This is a genomic window from Enterobacter cloacae complex sp. ECNIH7, assembly GCF_002208095.1.
GTDB lineage: Bacteria > Pseudomonadota > Gammaproteobacteria > Enterobacterales > Enterobacteriaceae > Enterobacter > Enterobacter cloacae_M.
The window spans coordinates 4270654-4290154 of the sequence record NZ_CP017990.1; the positions used below are offsets into that span (position 1 = coordinate 4270654).

The window sequence follows — 19501 nt, forward strand, 5'->3', positions numbered from 1 at the left end:
ATAAAATAATGTTACTCATGTGTACAGCCTCCCGCCGTAATCTGCTGTTGAGCCTTCGCACCAGTCAGGCCTTGATGAACTTCAGTATCCCGCCCCGCGAGCCAGCCCGCTACGCGTGCTGCTCTGTCGCCACGGCATTTACCGGCCGCCCTGACGTTTACAGTCCCCAAGGTGTCGCCGGTGTGACGCTGGGCAAGCCAGCGCTGAAGCATGGAATTCTCACATTCTGAAGGCGCAAATGACTGCAGTACCTGCCAGACGCCAGATACCCACCCTTCACGAAACTGATCGGCTCTGCGACGAAGCGTGTTCTTAAGAATACGGCGCTTCCGGTATCCGGCAATCTGACCGTCAGTGTCTGCACGAAGTTGCCGCTGTAAAACGGTATAGATATAGAGCGCAACTTCGGCTCTCCCGCTGAAACCATAAAAGTGCAGAGATCGGCGGACGCTTTTTACACCACTGCAACTAGTGTGAATATGCCAGCCAAACCAGCAACGGCAGCCCGTGGCCATGCATACCACTGTTGCGAGTGAACTTAGCCAGGCTGGCACTTTTTCAGCATTACTGGTCAGGTTCTGACAGACGGATTCCTGGATATCATGAAGAGAAAGCATGTCAGGGGTCAGGCCATGACGCTGCATCAGCCGTTGAGCCAGAGCCACTGCACGGGCCGCCTCGTGTGGATTACTGTTCCGGGTACCCAGCGCCATCAGTCGCCGGATACGTGCAATCACTTTTGTATTTTCAGACATGGTGTAGCCCCCTGCAGCCGGCAGCACGGTGAACATCCTGCTTCTCCTTCACATCCTGACAAGCGGCACACAACTCTACGCCCGGCACTGCCAGCTGACGGGCAGCGGGAATGTCCGCGCCGCAGCACTCACAGATTTCTTTTGACGGGCGTAACGAGTGCACTTTTGCCCTGACAGCATCGATGCCGCGCTGGGTGAAAATAGCGGTACTGGCCTGAGCCATTTCATCATTCAGGTCCTCAGACATTTTCCCCTCCCTTCACAACCAGACGCTGCAGCTCACGCAGACGCCGTATAACGCGGATAAGGCGCATTGTTTTTACAACAGTGACATCATCGAAAACGGCAGTATCTGCAGGTTCCTGAGAGCCAAAAAAATTCAGGCAGAACATGAACATATTGAACTGTTTGTTAGGCAGTGAACCTGATAGCCCGGCGAGGAAAAGAGTAAACTCACTGGCGTTCTCTGAAATGGAGAAACCAGCTGAATGATGGTCTTTATCCTCCCGAACACAGTCCGCGCAGCCCATCGCTTCGGCAATTTCGAAAGTAAGCCGATAAGCCATATCCTGCAGGTGCTCGATGTCGTCCTGTAAAGCGGAGATGTGCCAGATATCATTGACCGGTTCCAACCCGGTTGCGGCGAAGGCCACTGAGCTAACTGAAGGTGTGGAAGTTTCATCCTGTTCGCCAAAAGCAGAAACGAGCGAGTTGGCATTAACATCTGACTTAAATTGCCACTCTCCATCGTTATCAGGATTCTCTGTCTGACCGGTAATCACAGGATTTCCGCCAAACAGGTCATTCTGAACTTCACGACGCGGCTCACTTCCAACAGACATACCGCCGGGAAGTGCAGTATTGTCCTGAAGTTCTGGTACAGCTTCCGGACGCCCTGGAGTAGTCAGCGTACCGCTACGCAGACCAGTAACAGGGGGCTGGGATGAAGTATCTGCTGGCAGAGTCGTAATTGGTGGTGATGTGCGTTCCCGACCACCTGACTGTTCAGACGCAGGTGTAGGTGCTGGCAGTGGAGGCGGCTCGCCAAACTGTTCCCTGCGTTTTTGTTCACGAGGATCAAGTTCAATTAACCAGCGGTCATAATTCAGGCTTGGATGGGGAAGAGCCTTAACCAGTTGACCGATAAACTCATCCCTGAAAATATCAAGGGCATAGCTTTCAGGTTCATCAAAACACCGGCAAACTGCACCAAACACATCATCAAGAGAACATTCTGGGTTTACGTCACCGCTGAAAGATTTCCAGACCTTCATAGCTGAAGAACGAAGGCTCAGGAGTGGTGTTGCCTGACCACGGCTCATGCCACTCTCAAGCAACTGGGGCATATGTGGATAAAGGTAATTAAGCGTATCTTCCATCCGGCTTACGCTGGAGTTATCAATAGGATAACCTTCCTTACCCAACAGATCCGAAAGTTCTCGTAAGGTAACACTCCGGCCCAGTTGCTCTTCATAAATTACCCGCGCTTTATGAACACCGAATGCCTTTTCTATATAGGTAAGATCTCCCCTGACCTCATTCTCAGCCAGGTGACCAACCAGACATTTTAGACGTCCAGGCCAGGGTTTGAAGATCGTGTGAACGCGATAAAAACGTTCATCACCAGTCTCTTGCCAGAGATCGCAGAGTATCTGATACCGGGTATTTCCCCCGTCACTAAAGATATAAACATCATCACCATCCGGATCACGGGTCACTTTTGGAATCGAATCCAATCCTCGTGCACGGACGGAAGCTTTAATTTCCTCAAAACGAGGATTGCGTCCTTTGCGCGGGTTATCCGGATTCGGGCGAAGCTGGTCAAGGGTAAGAACCATTGCCATTTCATTTACTGGCTGGGTAACGGTGGGAGTATTATTATCAGCAGCCTGAGCCGGTGATTTTCCACGCTGCAACATGGCGTCGCCAAGGTTAAGACTACGGACGTTGCTCATGCAAACCTCCCGGTATGACCAGGGTTAGCAGAAAAACGCGTATAACGGCCTTCGTATTGCAGTCGGATCGTACCAATCGGTCCCTGACGCTGTTTGCTGACAATAATTTCAGCAACCCCCTTGTCTTCAGTGTTTTCGTGATAGACCTCATCACGATAGATAAAGACAATAACATCAGCATCCTGTTCCAGTGCACCGGAATCACGAAGATCGCCATTGTTCGGCCGTTTATCAGCACGACTCTCTAGTTGACGATTCAACTGCGAAAGGGCAACAACCGGACAACCCATTTCTTTCGCCAGCGCTTTGAGTGACCGCGAGATTTCAGCAATTTCCTGTGTGCGGTTCTCCTGATCCGGACAACGCATCAGTTGCAGGTAATCAAGACCGATGACTGAAGGGTGACCATAACGGCGGGCGTTACGACGGGCGCGAATTCTGAGCATGGCGGGGGTCAATGAGCCTGTGTCATCTATGATGAGGCGGTCTTTAAGGTCACCCATCAATAGTGAAGACGCGTTTGAAACGCGCGCCCATTCCTCATCATCCATCTGGCCATTTTTTAAATGTGTTAGATCTACACTGCCAAGTGAAGCGACCATACGCATGAGGATCTGCTCGGTGGGCTGCTCAAGGCTGTAAAACTGCGCATGTGTATCGGCTTTTTTCAGAAGTGAATTCAAAATCAGGCTGATCAGAAAGGCAGTTTTCCCCATTGAAGGCCTTGCTGCTATAAGTATCAGGTCAGCTGCCTGCAGCCCGCTGGTCATGGCATCAAAATCTTCAAATCCCGTAGGCGTACCAGTAATACCATCAGGCACATTGCAACGACGTTCCAGCTCTGTAAGGAGTTTTTCCATGCCGTCAAGCAGCGTCACGGCCTGCTGTGGTTCTGAACGTTCTGCCAGCCGGGTAATTTTTTGCTCTGCGGTTTCCATCACCGCCCCGATATCAGCACCGGATGCCTTAACAGTTTCGGTTATCTCAGCACCAATGGCGACCAACTGTCGCCCCTGGCTGTACCTGGCAACAATGTCACAGTAAGCGACGATATTGGCCGCACTCGGAGTATTTTTTGAAAGTTCGGCCAGATAGGCGAATCCGCCAAGTTGCTCAAGCGCATCCTTACCACGGTTTTCAATGCTCTCAGCAAGTGTGATCAGGTCAATCGGACGCCCTGCTGCAACCAGACGCGTCATTTCATGAAAGATGACCTGGTGAACCTTGAAATAAAAATCATCGGAATCGAGACGGAGCGCCACTTCATCCCAGCAGTCGTTATCCAGCATCAGGCCACCAATGACGCTCTGCTCAGCATCCTGAGAAAACAGCCCCGAAACATTTCTGCGGTTATTAGAGGTCATTCCTCGCCCCCCGCATTAGCTAACGCATCAAAATTCGTTTTCCACTCTGGGAAAAGTTCACAAGCCAATTGATACATTGACGTAAACGCTGAGTCGCTTTTACGCCGGGTATTTTTTTCAAGACGATGTACCGGTACGCCCTTAACATGCCCAAGGACATAGACAGTCAGGTCATAGATACATGTCTCCAGCAGGTCGATATGAATTTTGTCTGCATGGGCGCTGTAGCGTTTATCTTCAACGATCGCTTTGACTTCAGCGAGGGTCTCAACAGACAGATTGTCGTATTCCATACAGTTGATGAGCAATTTTGTGACTGGAAGCTGAATGCCAAACGCACAATAAGGCAGCAATTCTTCCATCAGCGCGACTGTTCCGCGCATGAACTCCCTGACATCAGGAAGAATCGGTTTGGCAATACCCACCATGGTTCCGGTGGAGGCCAGGATAATTAACTCAGACATCACTGACCGTGAGCCTTGTGAATCGACAATAATCACGCCATATGAATTAAAAAGGGGATGTGAAAGAGCATTTCGGAGGCGAACTCGCCCATCAGGCGCATTCAGCATTGCAGTTGGGAGAAAATTACGAGGATCGTTGGAAACGATAATGTCCAGATTATTGATCGACGTACGGGAGATCAGATTATCGGGATTTGAGAGATCAACTGTCTGCATCAACAGTTCGTACAAACCACCAGGGGCTTCATATTCAAGCGGGAATATACTGCTGGCCGTTGGCTGAGCATGGTCGCCATCAATCAGAAGTGTTTTGATACCTGCATCGGCCAGAAATCCTGCAAGATTAGCTGACTGAGTAGACTTACCCTCGCCACCCTTAGTGGAAACAACAGGTATAATACGAGGCTTAACACCCAACGTTGGATAATCGATTGATTGTAAATGCATTTTAGCACCTGAAAATTAATCAGGATGCGATTCAACAAATACCGATCATTCTTCTATGGAATTTAACATTTTGTCACAGGGATTGAAAATCCCCGTGTCCTTGGTTCGATTCCGAGTCCGGGCACCACTATTTAGAGAAACCAGCCTACGGGCTGGTTTTTTGCTATATGGCTACGGCCGATTTCTGGGCGCTGATAAGCGTGGCTTTAATGCAGGCACGCTTACGCTAATAGCCCGGTAAGTTAATACAGGCGGTGGCTCTTTTTATCACTTAATTTTGCCGGATAAATTGCTGACCTGATTTGAAAGGTTGTCGTTGCTCCGCTTCATGTCATCAAGGCTTCTTTGCAATCGCTCGATCTTACTCTCCTGCTCAGAATTCTTTCTCTCAAGCTGTAAAACCTTCTGAGTTAGCTCATCGACTTTGCGGTTGTCGGACTTCATCAGCCTCAGGCTATCCTGTAGATCCGACTCCCTGAAATCAGAAGCCTCGATTTCATCGAGGCCAGAAATTACCGGGATATATCCTCTATTAAAGTTGCTGGGTTCGATACTAACCTGAACTTTATTTGGACCCGCAGAGTGCGCGTAACCTATTGAAGAAAAATAAAAAAAAGAAAGAACACACAGACCAGACAGATATTTATTCATTTCTAACGTCCTTTTAAATTTTTCAATCACTTCCAGGAGTCTCCTTCTGGTATCACCCGCTCAGGATAAAACACATGGCTTAGCCTCTGGCAGTTCATAAACGGGGTTAAAGAGCAGAAGATACTATTCGTTTTTCATTATAATACGCGTTTCCTCTCCCCCAAAATCCAACCGCCACCCGCTCATTTTCTGCCATCTTACATCCGCCGGTATCGAGATAAGCGCGTTACCACGCACCTTATTAACGAACCCGCCCTCGTGGCGGTTTTTTGCTTTTGAATTCCTGACAACTTTAGGGATCGTTCCCACCTGCGTCCAGCAGTTTGTTTTTGAAGATAAACAAACACGCCTCGTTGAAGTTCTCCGCCCCCAGGCGTTCCGAGAGCGCCGTTCGTTTGCGATAGAGGCTTTTCACCGACGTATTCAGCTCATCGGCGATGGCTTCCATCGGCATCCCTGCCCGTAGCAACCGCAGCATGATCGCTTCGTGCGTGCTAAGACGTAAATTAAGCAGCCACTTCGTGGTCAGGCGCCGGCCCTTCATATTGAGCACCAGGTTAAATAACGACGCCATATCCGGCGCGGTCAGCGACGTGTTCATAAATAACTTCATACTGAGCAGATTCTCCTCCCGGTGTCGCATATCGAGCATAACGCAGCAGATTGTTTTTTTCGTTCTGGCCGGATGGCGTATCAGGTAATCATATAAACGGAGCGGAGAACGACTATCAATCAATACAGAATATTCATCTGCACCGTTATCAAATATGTTTCTGTCAATCGAGTCGAGCAGGATAATATCCGGAAAAAATATCCGCATCCCTCTGACAAGGTAGCGATCCTGAGTCACTAAAACAATTGAAGTTGCCACTAACCATCCCTTTTAGATTAAAGCAAGCACGATCCCTCGCAAAGAAGGCCGCCTTCGTTTTATAGCGCTGTTATATTAACGGTAAATGTATTCTGGCTTTGGACATCCCTCAATACAGACATTGATGAGTAAGACTTCCTGTAGACTATCATTCAATGGCTGCCATTAATTATAAATAAAAAACAATCGCAGAAAAGTCACTTCTCTAAACATTAAGAGTTTTTGTCATGAAACTTCCCAAACATGCACCAGAAAGTACTTTAACTGAGGCAGGCAAACCCCATTAAAAATATATACAAAGCTGTCACAATAAAAATAAAACACAGTAATTTCAATGAGTTAAAAATAAACACCTAATTCAATAAAAACGTCACAAAGCGCTCAATCCAGAATTATCTCAAAACGACACACCGGCTTTTCAACATATTTATCCGGCAACATATCAGGTGTACATTAGCTTTCACCCAGTCCACTAAGATAAGGATCCATAATTACCTTTAGGTAAGTACCCCGTAACATCACTGCATTCAGATTTAATGTTCTCATTTATGGCCTTTAACCCTGAGTTTAAAGGCGGCCGTGTTATGCAATGGATTCATGATAAACAAATGGCAAATAGATATGGAAAGTTCACTTCGCTTCAATACGTTATTCTTTTATCGCACCCCAACATTATTGTTTCTGTTATTCCTCTTTCCTGTTCTGGCTCAGGCGACTGAATCCGTTTATGAGCAACAGATTCAACAGGCGCGTAACGGTAATTACACGCCGTTTCTCGATTATCTTCAGCGTTATCAGCAGCAGCATGCCCTGACGCCTGAACAAGTTGCGGACTGGTTACAGGTTGCAGCCTGGGCGGGTCATGATAACGAGGTTATTCAGGTCTGGCAGCGTTACGGCATTTATATGCCGCTGCCCGCCCGCGGCGTTGCTGCCGTCGCGCAGTCCAGGCGAAATCAAAAAGCGTGGCAGCCGGCCCTGGCGCTCTGGAAAGAGGCGCATAGCCTTGCGCCGGATAACGATGATTATCGTATCGGCTATATTAAAACCCTGGCCGATGCCCGCATGGATACGCTTGCCCTGCAGGAAGCCCGACGGCTGGTAGCGGAAAATCCCTCTCAGGCGCATCTCCAGACGCTCTCGTATGTCTGGTTACGCCAGGAAAAAAGCTGGGATCGGCTGCTGGCAGACACCCGCGCGCTGAATGTCGCACCTGAGAATAAAGCGCTCCTCAGCGAGCTGATCGACGCGCTAACGGATAGCCGGGTGAACACTCCCGCGCTCCAGCTTTCACAAAGCGTGACGCTGTCTCCCGCGGAGCGTCGTCGTCTTGAGCGTAATGCCGCTGCAGAACGGGTTCGCCTTGCCGATGTGCCTGGCAGAACAGAAAAGGAGCGCCTGCAGCTTGCGCAATCCACGCTGAATCGTTACGACGCTCTGCTTGCTCGCTGGCAAAAAGAGCCGCAGGCGGCGGAAGACGTCGTCCTTGCTCGTATCGACAGGCTTGGCGCGCTGTACGCCCATGCTGATTACCCACGGGTGATTAGCGAATATCAGGATCTTACGGCAGCCCAGCATCCGGTGCCGGGCTGGGCAATCGGCTGGGTCATCTCCGCGTATCTGCAGGAGCAAAACGCTGCCGCCGCCTTCTCGCTTCTGCAACGCTATCCGCAATACGCTTCCGACCCGCAGGACGAGGAGCACGCGCTTTTCTACGCCTGGCTGGATACGGGACAGTATCAGTCCGCCCGCCAGTACGTAGAGCGCCAGACCCGCAACGTCCCGTGGACCCGCTACGATTTCGGCTCCCCAACCCCTCAGCCGAACGATCGATGGCTTACCGGACAGTCGCTCCGCTTTAACTATTTGCTGGCGACGAATGCCCTGCCGGAAGCCGAAAAGCTGGCGCACCGTCTGGCGACAACGGCGCCGGGCAATCAGGGATTACAGATTGACTACGCCACCCTGCTTCAGGCGCGGGGCCTGCCGCGCGCGGCCGAGCAAAAGCTGAAAAAAGCGGAGGCGCTGGAGCCGTCCAACACAGAGCTAGAGCAACAGCAGGCTTACGTCGCGATGGATCTGCAGGAGTGGCGACAGATGGATTTACTGGCCGACGACGTGCTGGCTCGCGCGCCCGCCGACCGCAGCGCCAGGCGTCTCGACAGGCTCAGAACGGTCCACCACATGTCCGAACTGCGCCTCAACGCGAGCAAGGGTTTGCACTCCGATAGCCCCGTCAGCGGGACACACGACCTGAGCTGGGACGCCACGCTCTATGGCCCACCCGTAGCGGACAGCTGGCGGCTGTTTGCAGGCACCCGCTACGCGCAGAGTAATTTCGATGAGGGCAAAGGCACCAGCCGTCACCTTTTGGGCGGCGTCGAATGGCGGCCACGCGACCTCCAGCTCGAAGCCGAGCTTTCCAGCAACCGCTATCACGGCGAAAACAAGCCGGGCGCTCGCCTCGCAACAACATACTTTGTGACCGATAGCTGGCAGGTCAGCGGCAGCCTGGAACGCCTGTCGCGCACCACGCCCCTTCGGGCGTTACGCAACGGAATTAGCGCCAACCGGGGTGAAGGCGGAGTGCGCTGGTATCAAAACGAGCGGCGTGAGTACCAGTTCAGCGCCGCCCTCAGCCGCTTCGCCGACCATAACCGTCGCCAGGAATACACCCTCACGGGCAAGGAGCGTCTCTGGCAGACCCCTTCCCTGACGCTGGATCTCGAACCGGGGATCGCCGCCAGTAAAAACAGCCTGCGCGACACGCTCTACTACAACCCGGCGCGGGATCTGTCCGTGACGGCTGCCCTGTCCGTTGACCATGAGATGGTCCGCCATTACGACACCCTCTGGAGCCAGCAGTTTGTGGCGGGAGGCGGCAGCTACTGGCAGAAAAATCAGTCCGCTGGCGCCATCGCCCTGCTGGGTTACGGACAGCGCGTCCAGTGGAACAACGTCATTGATACCGGCGTGATGCTGAACTGGGATAAACGCCCTTACGACGGCAAACGCGAGAGCAATCTCTCCGTCACGTTTGACGCGACTTTACGCTTTTAAGGATGAATATGCTGAACACACGTTTTTCCGTGAGCCTGATACTCCTCGGCTGGCTCTGCCTCAGCGCGAGCGTCTGCGCGCAGGCGATCTCGTTCATTGCGCCCAAAGATCGGCCGCAGCTGGAGGCGAGTAAACCCTGGCCGGAGAACCAGTTTCTGGTCCTGGCCTACCACGACGTTGAAGACGATGCCGCCGATCAGCGCTATCTCTCCGTTCGCACCAGCGCGTTAAACGAGCAAATAAGCTGGCTTCTGCACAACGGCTACCACGCCATCAGCGTGCAGGACATTCTTGACGCGCATGACGGGAAAAAAACGCTGCCGCCAAAAGCCGTTCTGCTCAGCTTTGACGACGGCTACAGCAGCTTTTACACCCGCGTCTGGCCGCTGCTTCAGGCGTGGAACGTTCCTGCGCTGTGGGCGCCGGTGGGCAGCTGGGTGGATACGCCGGCAAATCAAAAAGTTAACTTCGGCGGCCTGATGACGCCCCGGGATCGCTTCGCGACGTGGGACATGGTGCGCGAGCTCAGCCGGTCCCCGCTGATTGAGATCGGATCGCACACCTGGGCCTCGCATTACGGTATTCCGGCCAACCCGCAGGGCAGCCGCGAGCCGGCGATCGCCAATCGCTTTTATGACAAAGCGACGGGCCGCTATGAAACCGACCAGCAGTTCAGCCAGCGGATCGGCGATGACGTTCGTAAAGTGACTGAAAAAATCACGCAGGTGACGGGCAAAGCGCCGCGCGCCTGGGTCTGGCCCTACGGCGCCGCCAGCGGTACGTCGCTCGCTATCGCCAGACAGCAGGGTTACCGGCTGGCCTTCACCCTTGAGGACGGGCTGGGGAACGTGCAGGATCTGGGCAATATCCCCCGCCTGCTGATCGCCGGGAATCCCTCGCTCAAGGCGTTTGCCAGCACGGTCAGCCAGGTTCAGGAGCGCGATCCCGTGCGCGTCATGCACGTCGATCTCGACTACGTTTACGATCCCGATCCTGCCCAGCAGACCCAAAACATCAACAGGCTGATCCAGCGGGTCTATGACATGAAGATCAGCCATGTTTTCCTGCAGGCGTTTGCCGACCCGCAGGGCGACGGCAGGATCAAGGCGCTCTATTTCCCCAACCGTCGTCTGCCGGTCCGGGCAGATCTTTTTAATTTTGTCTCCTGGCAGCTGCAAACCCGCGCGGGCGTGAAAGTCTTCGCGTGGATGCCGGTGCTCTCGTTCGATCTCGATCCTTCCCTGCCGCGCGTGCAGCGTCGGGATCGTCAAACCGGCGAGCTGCGCGAAGCCACCGAGCCCTATATCCGGCTCTCCCCGTGGGACCCGCAGGTGCGCCAGCAGGTGACGGACATCTATGAAGATCTGGCCCGCTATGCCAGCTTCAACGGGATTTTGTTCCATGACGATGCGGCGCTGACGGACGTGGACGATGCCGGTCAGAACACCACACGTCAGAAAAGCCAGACGCTTATCGGGTTTACCCACGCCCTGAGCCTGGCGGTGAAGCATATCCGTGGCCCGCAGATAAAAACCGCGCGCAATATGTTCGCCTTACCCATTCTGCAGCCCGAAAGCGAAGCGTGGTTCGCGCAGAATCTTGATGATTTTCTGGCGGAGTATGACTGGACGGTGCCGATGGCCATGCCGCTGATGGAGTCCGTCCCGGCAGACGAGAGCGATGCCTGGCTGACGCGTCTGGTTAAAGCGGTCGCCGCACGCCCCGGCGCGCTCGATAAAACGATTTTCGAGCTGCAGGCCAGGGACTGGGACCAGAAACCGCAGCGCGCCGTTGCCGATAGCCAGCTTGCGCAGTGGATGCGCGTGCTCCAGCTGAACGGCGTCAAAAACTACGGTTACTACCCCGACGACTTCCTCAACAACCAACCTGATATCTCGCGCATCAGGCCTGAATTTTCTTCGTACTGGTACCCTGACAATGACTGATCGCATTATCGCCTTCTCTATTTTATGTCTGGTATTCGGGTTGCCGTTAGGCGTGGCCGCCCTCTTTACCGGCGAACTGATTCTGGATTTTGTGTTCTTCTGGCCGCTGTTTATGTCGGTGCTCTGGATAACCGGCGGCCTCTATTTCTGGTATCAGCTTGAACGCCACTGGTCGTGGGATAAAGACACGCCCGCCCCGACGCTCGCGGGTGAGCCGCTCATCTCCATTCTTATCCCCTGCTTCAACGAGGGACGAAATGCCCGGGAGACCATTAGCGCCGCGCTGGATCAGCGGTATGAAAATATAGAAGTTATTGCCATCAACGACGGATCTTCTGACAACACCGCGCAGGTGCTGCAGGAGCTGGCGCAGGAACAGCCGCGTCTGCGGGTGATTAACCTCGCGGAAAACCAGGGGAAAGCGCTGGCGCTCAAGGCCGGAGCCGCGGCGGCGCGGGGCGATCTGCTGGTCTGCATTGACGGCGACGCCCTGCTCGATCGCGATACGGCCGCGTATCTGGTGGCCCCGCTGATTCAGTACCCCCATGTCGGGGCGGTTACCGGCAATCCGCGCATTCGCACGCGCTCCACGCTGATTGGCCGCATTCAGGTGGGCGAGTTCTCTTCCATTATTGGGCTCATCAAGCGGACGCAGCGGATCTATGGCCGGGTCTTTACCGTCTCCGGCGTCATCGCCGCATTTCGCCGACAGGCGCTGGCAGACGTCGGGTACTGGAGCCCGGACATGATCACCGAAGACATCGACATCAGCTGGAAGCTACAGCTGCGCCACTGGGATATCTTTTTTGAGCCGCGGGCGCTGTGCTGGATCCTGATGCCGGAGACGCTGAGGGGCCTGTGGAAACAGCGCCTGCGCTGGGCCCAGGGGGGCGCGGAGGTGTTTCTGGTCAACCTGCGCAGGATTGTGCGCTGGGAGCATCACCGCATGTGGCCACTGTTTCTGGAGTACGCCCTGTCAACGCTGTGGGCCTTCGCGTATGCGATGACGGTGCTGCTGTTCCTCCTCAGCCATGTCGCGCCTGTTCCCGCCAGGCTGACCGTGGAGAGCCTTTTTCCACCGGAGTTTACCGGGCTGCTGCTGGGCGTGATGTGCCTGCTGCAGTTCCTGGTCAGCTTGTACATCGAGCGGCGCTATGAACGAAAAGTGGCCAGCTCGCTTTTCTGGGTGATCTGGTTCCCGATGGTGTACTGGATGATTGGCCTGTTCACCACCCTCGTCGCATTTCCAAAAGTCATGCTTAAACGCCAGCGCGCCCGCGCGCGCTGGATCAGTCCGGACCGGGGAAAAGGGAGCATTTAATGAACGAAAATACCTTAATTTTGACCGAGCATCGGCTCTTGCCGCGTCTTTTCGATGCCGCGCTGACGCTGGTGGCATGGGGAGGATTTCTGTTTTTCCTGTATGCCCGGCTGTGGATGCAGCTAACCGATGAGAGCGACCACCGCTGGAGCGTGATTATCGCGTCCTTTAATACGGTGTTGCTCTACCTGCTGTTCGCCGCGCTCAACGGCTGGCTGCTGATTTTGTGGTATCAGTACAACCGCCGCCGCGCCCATGTGAGGCGGCGTCAGCCAGGCTATTTTCACCAGGAGGAGCTGGCCCGCAGCTTTAATGTTTCACCGCAGATTATCTCCGAGATGAGCCAGTACAACCTGCTGACGGTGTATCACGATCAGATTGGCCGCATCATCGATCTGAAGATCAGCGAGCAGCAGGAAGAGGAAGAGCAGTAACGTAAAGCCCCCGCAGGAGACCCTGCGGGCTGAGGGATCCACCGTATTTTTTAAGCAGAAGCAATAACCTTGTTTCAGAACGACTAAAGGCTTTCAGCGATGCCCTGGTCCGGCTGTAAATCGCTGAGGCGTTTGCCTTCCGGCCGGGGCGAGGCGCAGGGATGCGCCGAGAGGGCGGGCTTTACAGGAACGTTACCTCCGCCCGTACCCGACAAGCCGGAAGGAATAAGCCGAGGGCACCGCGAAGCGGCGATTTACCGCCGGGAGCCCGGGTCGCCAGGGTGGTGGCGACTGAGCCACCCTGGCACGTTCACAGGCCATGTCGTTAAAGAGTAGCCAGGAACATAAAGTGAACGGAATGACCACCAGAGCCGTATGTTCCCCCTCACCCCAGCCCTCTCCCTCAAGGGAGAGGGGGCAGTCCGTGCAGGCATTATTTTGTAGGCAATCCTCAGCCCTGCGGGGGGATTTTTATAGCGAGTCCTTCACCACAATCAGCGGCTCGATATCGCTCTCTTTCTTCACCACCAGCGAGTCATCGCCGCGCAGACAGGTGCCGCCGTAGTTCCCGCCCACGGTGAAGGTGCAGACCTGTATGTACTTACCGTCGACATTCGGCAGGCACCACAGCTGCTGGTAGATGTTCTTGCGGTCAACAAACTTGCCGCTGGATTTATCCAGCAGCTCGTCCTGGGCGCTGATGAGATCGATATTGCTGCCGCAGCGGCCAGCAATCGGCTTGACGGCATAGCCGGTCTGCTTCAGCAGCTCGTTAACCTCAAAATCGGTGTCGAGCAGGTAACGGTGGTTCGGGAACAGCTGCCACAGAACCGGGAGAATCGCCTTGTTGCCGGGAATCACGGTCCACAGCGGTTCGAAGACCAGCACCTCCGGGCGCAGCAGGACGTCAATCAGGCGCACCTCGCCCTCGGGATGCCCGGTGCGGATCGGCACGGCGGCATATTCGGTTTCGCTCACCTCGCGGATCTGCTCAATCGCCGTTTCCCACGCCCAGGTTTTCCACACGCAGTTGACGTGGCGGCCTTCGTCGTCGATCAGCTGTCCGGCGGCATCCCAGCTGAGCGCCTCCAGCCCGTGCAGGATTTTGGTCTCGAACCCGGCCTGCATCAGCGAACGCTGAATAAAGAGCGCGTGATAGTCCTCTTCGACATCGTTGTCCTGCATGATGTGGACGAACGGCAGCGCGTGGCTGTGCTTCCACGCCCCGGTCAGCTCTTCCAGCAGCCCTTCCGCCGGGTTATGCCCGTTGCCGCGATAGCCGTTTTTCACCCACTCTTCGAGAATCAGCCCGCCCTCGGTATGGCAGGAGGCGGAGTCAGCGTTGTACTCGTAAACCTTAATGCCGCGCTCATCCATGCAGAAATCCATACGACCGGTGATCATATGGTGGCGACGCCACTGCCAGGAGAGGCGCAGGCGAGGCCAGAGGATTTTCGGGATATCGAAAAGCGCCAGCAGGCTGTCGTCTTTCAGCACCTTGTCCGTCGCGTGCAGGTACATCAGGTGCAGTTCGTTGGTGGCCTTGATCAGCTCCTGCTCGGCGCTTTCGGTAATGGTGAAGTACTGGCAGGGATCTTTGTTGATCACATGGCCGTTAGCGCGAATATACGCCTGCTGCAGCGCGTCATTTTCGTTAAGCCATTTTCCGTCGAACTGACGCTTGTTTTTCAGCCGCGCGCCGCTGATTTTCAGCAGTTCGCCGTCGATTTCCGGCTGGGGAATGCTGTGTTCCGCGTCGTCGGTCTGGATCATCCAGCCGAGGATCTCCGTGTCGTTGAAGGTGTCATGGATCGTGTAACATCCGTTCTCCACGCTCAGACGCAGTTCGCGCGTCCACTGCTGCCCGAGCGGCAGCGGGGAGTGAATCACGTTCTGCTCCGCAATACGCACCCTATCGTCGAGAAGCTGGGTGATCACCGCCACGTGGCCGGTCTCGTGAAACTCGCCGCCCTTTTGCCAGATCAGCAGCGCTCCGGCGCGCGGCGCGCGTTTCGAACCATTGGCAAAGGCCTGAAGGGGCAGAATGTTATCGTTCACCACCTGACGCAAAAAGCGCAGGGAGAAGATTTCCCACGCCATGCCGACGTCGGTAAACACAAAGCCATAGTTGAGAAACAGGAAACGGCGGGCAAACTCAACGCACTGCCACTTGTGGCCCATGTATTCGTTGCCGATATAGCTGCGAAAATCCGCGTCCTGCGGGTAGCTGCGCGGGTCCAGACTGCCGTAATTTGAAGAGTAAATCGCCACGCCACCGGGCGCATAGCCTAACAATGTCCCGAATGGCGCATCACTGCTTAACTTTCCTTTACGCATGTATCCAACCTAAAACAGGCAGGCGGCAATTTTTTATGGGTTGTCGTCGTCTGCACGTTGTAATTAACCTGACAGAGGGACATTTATCATACACCTGCGCGGCGCATTAACTACATGTTAAACAGCCAGCACGCCGCAAAATGCCCTGGCGCGATCTCCTGCATGGCAGGCTCCTGCGTCTGGCACACCGGCATGACGTGCGGGCAGCGGCTGCAGAACTTACAGCCCGGCAGCGCGGACGTGGGGCCTGGAACGTCGCCGCGCAGGGTGGCGTCTTCGAGGTTGCGGATGCGCGGATCGGGCTGGGGAACCGCCGCCAGCAGCGCGCGGGTGTAAGGGTGCGCCGGACGCTGATACAGTTCATTCGCCGGGGCCACCTCCACCAGTTTGCCAAGATACATCACCCCAATGCGGCTGGAGATATGCCGCACCATGGAGAGATCGTGGGCGATGAACAGATAGGTTAGCCCCAGCTCCTGCTGCAGATCCTGCAGAATATTCACCACCTGCGCCTGCACCGAGACGTCCAGCGCCGAGAGCGGCTCATCGCACAGCACAAATTCAGGATGCACGGACAACGCGCGGGCAATACTGATGCGCTGACGCTGCCCGCCGCTGAACTCATGCGGGAACCGTTCAAGGTGCTCGTGCTTCAGCCCCACCCTGTAGAGCAGCGTTTCCGTCCGTTCCCGCTGTTCTTCGCGGCTGTAGCCGTGGATCTGCATCGGTTCGGCCACCAGCTGTCGCACCGTCATGCCGGGGTTGAGCGAGGAGTAAGGATCCTGAAAAATCGCCTGCATCCGCTTACGCAGCGGCTTGAGTTCTTTTTCGCGGGCGTGGGCAATCGCCTGCCCGGCGAAGTGGATCTCGCCTGAGGTGATATCGAACAGGCGCAGGATGGCGCGCCCGAGGGTGGATTTTCCGCAGCCGGACTCCCCCACCAGGCCAAACGTCTCGCCAGGCTGGATATCAAAGCTCACGCCGTCAACCGCCTTCACGGCCGCGCCTTTACGCAGCAAACCGCCGTTGAGCGGATAGTGTTTGCGCAGCTCGCGCACGCTCACTAATGGCGCCTGTTGTTCATTCATGCCTGAATCTCCTTGTCGGCCCATAGCCAGCCTCCTTGTCGGCCCATAGCCAGCAGGCGGCGCGATGGCCCTCTCCGGCGGCGTAAAATGCAGGCTGTCGTTCACACTGGGGCATGCGCTTCGGGCAGCGTTCCGCAAACGGACACCCCGGCGGCGGGTTAAGCAGGCCAGGCGGCGAACCTTCAATGGGCGATAAACGCTGATTCACCTCATCCGGGCGCGGCAGCGAGGCCAGCAGCCCCTGGGTGTAAGGATGCGCAGGGCGATAAAAAATGTCCTCCACGCTGCCCTCCTCCATCACCAGCCCGCCGTACATCACCACCACGCGGCTGCAGACCTGCGCCACCACGCCGAGATCATGGGTGATCAGCAAAATCGCGGTCCGGGTCTGCTGTTGCAGACTTTTCAGCAGGCGAAGGATCTGCGCCTGAATGGTGACGTCCAGCGCGGTGGTCGGTTCATCGGCAATAAGAAGCTTCGGGTTGCAGGAGAGCGCAATGGCGATCATTACCCGCTGGCGCATGCCGCCGCTGAACTCGTGAGGATACTGGTCGTATCGCCGTTCCGCCCCGGCAATGCCCACCTTTTCCAGCATGGCGATGGCCGCCGCTTTGGCCGCTTTTTTGGTCAACCCTTTGTTGCGCATCAGGATCTCAGTCATCTGCTTGCCGATGGTCAGCACCGGGTTCAGGGCGGTCATCGGATCCTGAAAAATCATCGCGATCTCGTTGCCGCGAATGGCGCGCATCTGCGCGGGCGTTTTCTGCGCCAGATCCTCATTCTGGAAGCGGATGCTGCCGCCGGTTATCCGTCCGTTGCTCCCCAGAAGCTGGATAATCGACTTGCAGGTGACGCTTTTCCCGCAGCCCGATTCACCGACGATGCCGACAACTTCCCCCGGCTTAACCTGAAAGCTCACGCCGCGCACCGCATGAACCTCGCCCTCGCGGGTGCGGAACGTGGTTTGCAGGTTCTCAAGCGCTAATAAGTTACTCATCGCGATTCGCTCCCGGCTCAAAGGCGGTACGGAACACATCGCCCAGCACGTTAAAGCTGAACACCGTCAGCAGGATCAGAATGCCGGGGAACATCGCCAGCCACGACGCTTCGCCAATATAAGACTGGGCGTTGTTAAGCATGCTTCCCCACGACGCCGCGGGCGCCTGCACGCCCAGCCCTAAGAAGCTGAGCGTTGACTCCATCAGAATGGCCGAGGCGATATTGAGCGTGGCCGCCACGATAATGGTCGGCAGCACGCCGGGAATGATGTGGCGCGCGATAATGCGCAGCGGATGCTCTCCCGACGCGCGGGCATAAAGCACGTACTCGCGCTCTTTCACCGACAGGGTTTCAGCACGCACCAGACGCGACATGTTCATCCACGTCAGCAGGCTGATAATCAGAATGATGTTATCCACGCCCGGCTTGAGGTAAGCATTCACTACCAGCAGCAGGAAGAAGGCCGGAATGGCCATCAGGATATCCACGGCGCGCATCATCAGGTTATCCAGCCAGCCGCCAAAATAGCCGCTCACCGTTCCCACCACCGTGCCGATAAGCGTGGAAAAGAGCATGGCGAGAAAACCGACCATCAGGGAGATCTGGCCGCCATACAGCGCGCGGGTGAAGTAGTCGCGGCCGTATTCGTCGGTGCCAAACCAGTGCGCGGCATCCGGCGGCAACGTGCGCGCGCCGAGCGCCATCCGATCCGGATCGTACGGGCTTAAGCCCGCACAGAGCGCGGCGACAACGAAAATAAAAAGCACAAACAGAGAGAACTGCGCCGGACGGTTGCGGCGCAGCTGGTGACGAACCTGCTGCCAGCGTCTGCTCATCCGGGTTACCTCAGCGTACGAATGCGGGGATCGGCGAAGCGATAAAGCACGTCGGCGATCAGGTTTCCGACGATCAGCATCATCGACGAGAGCATGATGATCGCCATAATCAGGGGGTAATCCAGCGAGGCGATCGACTGGATCCCGAGCAGCCCCATACCCGGCCAGGAGAAGACGCTTTCCGTCACATAGGCCCCCACAATCAGCTCTCCGAACGACAGGCCGAACAGGGTAATCACCGGCAGCAGCACGTTTTTCAGCACGTGCCGAAACAGAATACTGGAGCGCGTCGCGCCGTAGGCAAGCTGGGTTTGCACGTAGTCGGCCGAGAGCTGCGAGATGGTGTTGGAGCGGATGTAGCGCACGTAGCTGGAGAGGTTGTAGAACGTGAGGGCAATACACGGCAGCACGCCGTGACGCAGCAGATCCAGCCCGTTATCCTCCATGCCGATGGTGCGCATTCCCATGCTAGGGAACCAGTTAAGCTGCACGGAAAAAACGGTGATGAGCAGGATGCCGAACCAGAATATCGGAACAGAAATGCCGATATAGGCGAATAAATTGAGCAGATGATCCAGCCAGCGGTGCTTAAATGCCCCCGCCAGCAGCCCCAGCGGGATCGCCAGCACGATCGCCATCAGCAGCGACGCGCCCATCAGCCCCAGCGTGGCCGGAATACGTTCGCCGATCATCTCCAGCACCGGGCGATGATAAATCAGCGAATAGCCGAGATCGCCCTGCAGGACGTTTTTCAGCCACAGGACGTACTGCGTGACCAGCGGCTTATCCAGCCCCAGGCTCTGGCGAATACGCTCGATGTCTTCCGGGGCCATACGCGGCGTAATGTACGCCGCCACCGGATCGCCGGGCGCGAGCTTGACCAGCAGAAACGCCACCAGTGAAATAAAAAACAGCATCGGCAGCAGCTGCAGCAGCCGACGCGTGAGGAGTGTGTTCACGACGTGCCCTTTCA

At 55.7% G+C, this 19501-nt stretch carries 16 protein-coding genes; 4 read left to right on the forward strand and 12 right to left on the reverse strand.

Annotation, left to right across the window (positions count from 1 at the left end):
• Window positions 1-11: 11 nt before the first annotated feature.
• The 7 genes from WM95_RS21155 to WM95_RS21185 all read right to left on the reverse strand — a co-directional run bounded on the left by WM95_RS21155 (window position 12) and on the right by WM95_RS21185 (window position 6456).
• The gene (locus tag WM95_RS21155) at window positions 12-755 is read right to left on the reverse strand and encodes a DUF2786 domain-containing protein (RefSeq protein ID WP_032676697.1); all 744 of its coding nucleotides are present in this window, start codon (window positions 753-755) and stop codon (window positions 12-14) included.
• Entirely contained in the window at window positions 748-1002 is a 255-nt protein-coding gene (locus WM95_RS21160) for a TraR/DksA C4-type zinc finger protein (protein WP_032676546.1), read from the reverse strand. Before WM95_RS21160 ends, WM95_RS21155 begins: the two co-directional genes overlap by 8 nt.
• On the reverse strand, window positions 995-2710 hold the full coding sequence (locus WM95_RS21165; protein WP_032676545.1) for a ParB family protein: 1716 nt from the start codon (window positions 2708-2710) through the stop codon (window positions 995-997). Before WM95_RS21165 ends, WM95_RS21160 begins: the two co-directional genes overlap by 8 nt.
• Window positions 2707-4074, reverse strand: coding sequence for an SPI-7-type island replicative DNA helicase (gene dnaB-PI, locus WM95_RS21170; RefSeq protein ID WP_032676543.1), 1368 nt, complete (start codon window positions 4072-4074; stop codon window positions 2707-2709). Before dnaB-PI ends, WM95_RS21165 begins: the two co-directional genes overlap by 4 nt.
• On the reverse strand, window positions 4071-4985 hold the full coding sequence (locus WM95_RS21175) for a ParA family protein (RefSeq protein ID WP_000550614.1): 915 nt from the start codon (window positions 4983-4985) through the stop codon (window positions 4071-4073). The genes dnaB-PI and WM95_RS21175 overlap by 4 nt, the downstream gene beginning before the upstream one ends.
• A gap of 267 nt (window positions 4986-5252) precedes the next feature.
• A complete protein-coding gene (locus WM95_RS21180) occupies window positions 5253-5666 on the reverse strand; it encodes a hypothetical protein (RefSeq protein WP_236901066.1) in 414 nt (137 codons plus the stop codon).
• Between the two features lie 262 nt (window positions 5667-5928).
• Window positions 5929-6456 (reverse strand): helix-turn-helix domain-containing protein, encoded by a 528-nt coding sequence (locus WM95_RS21185; RefSeq protein WP_045403948.1) that lies wholly within the window; start codon window positions 6454-6456, stop codon window positions 5929-5931.
• Between the two features lie 672 nt (window positions 6457-7128).
• Between WM95_RS21185 and pgaA the strand changes: the two genes are divergently transcribed.
• Genes pgaA through pgaD form a run of 4 tightly spaced genes read left to right on the forward strand, consistent with a single transcriptional unit; the run spans window position 7129 to window position 13268 of the window.
• Window positions 7129-9567: a poly-beta-1,6 N-acetyl-D-glucosamine export porin PgaA gene (gene pgaA / locus WM95_RS21190; RefSeq protein ID WP_063409804.1), complete on the forward strand. Its 2439-nt coding sequence runs from the start codon at window positions 7129-7131 to the stop codon at window positions 9565-9567.
• 8 nt (window positions 9568-9575) lie between these two features.
• Complete coding sequence (gene pgaB / locus WM95_RS21195) at window positions 9576-11513, forward strand: poly-beta-1,6-N-acetyl-D-glucosamine N-deacetylase PgaB (RefSeq protein WP_063409805.1); 1938 nt, start codon at window positions 9576-9578, stop codon at window positions 11511-11513.
• Window positions 11506-12834 carry a poly-beta-1,6-N-acetyl-D-glucosamine synthase gene (pgaC, locus tag WM95_RS21200; protein WP_023309155.1) on the forward strand — a complete coding sequence of 443 codons (1329 nt, stop codon included), beginning with the start codon at window positions 11506-11508 and terminating at the stop codon, window positions 12832-12834. The genes pgaB and pgaC overlap by 8 nt, the downstream gene beginning before the upstream one ends.
• Window positions 12834-13268 (forward strand): poly-beta-1,6-N-acetyl-D-glucosamine biosynthesis protein PgaD, encoded by a 435-nt coding sequence (gene pgaD, locus WM95_RS21205; RefSeq protein ID WP_023309156.1) that lies wholly within the window; start codon window positions 12834-12836, stop codon window positions 13266-13268. The genes pgaC and pgaD overlap by 1 nt, the downstream gene beginning before the upstream one ends.
• 471 nt (window positions 13269-13739) lie before the next feature.
• On the opposite strand, the gene gss is transcribed toward pgaD, so the two are convergent.
• From gss to WM95_RS21230, 5 genes are all read right to left on the reverse strand, one after another.
• Window positions 13740-15605, reverse strand: a complete 1866-nt coding sequence (gene gss, locus WM95_RS21210) for a bifunctional glutathionylspermidine amidase/synthase (RefSeq protein ID WP_063409806.1) — start codon at window positions 15603-15605, stop codon at window positions 13740-13742.
• 110 nt (window positions 15606-15715) lie between these two features.
• Window positions 15716-16693: an ABC transporter ATP-binding protein gene (locus tag WM95_RS21215; RefSeq protein ID WP_063409807.1), complete on the reverse strand. Its 978-nt coding sequence runs from the start codon at window positions 16691-16693 to the stop codon at window positions 15716-15718.
• A complete protein-coding gene (locus WM95_RS21220; protein WP_088544977.1) occupies window positions 16686-17690 on the reverse strand; it encodes an ABC transporter ATP-binding protein in 1005 nt (334 codons plus the stop codon). Before WM95_RS21220 ends, WM95_RS21215 begins: the two co-directional genes overlap by 8 nt.
• Window positions 17683-18528, reverse strand: coding sequence for an ABC transporter permease (locus WM95_RS21225; protein WP_029740724.1), 846 nt, complete (start codon window positions 18526-18528; stop codon window positions 17683-17685). The genes WM95_RS21220 and WM95_RS21225 overlap by 8 nt, the downstream gene beginning before the upstream one ends.
• A 5-nt stretch (window positions 18529-18533) precedes the next feature.
• The gene (locus WM95_RS21230; protein WP_023309160.1) at window positions 18534-19487 is read right to left on the reverse strand and encodes an ABC transporter permease; all 954 of its coding nucleotides are present in this window, start codon (window positions 19485-19487) and stop codon (window positions 18534-18536) included.
• Window positions 19488-19501: the final 14 nt, after the last annotated feature.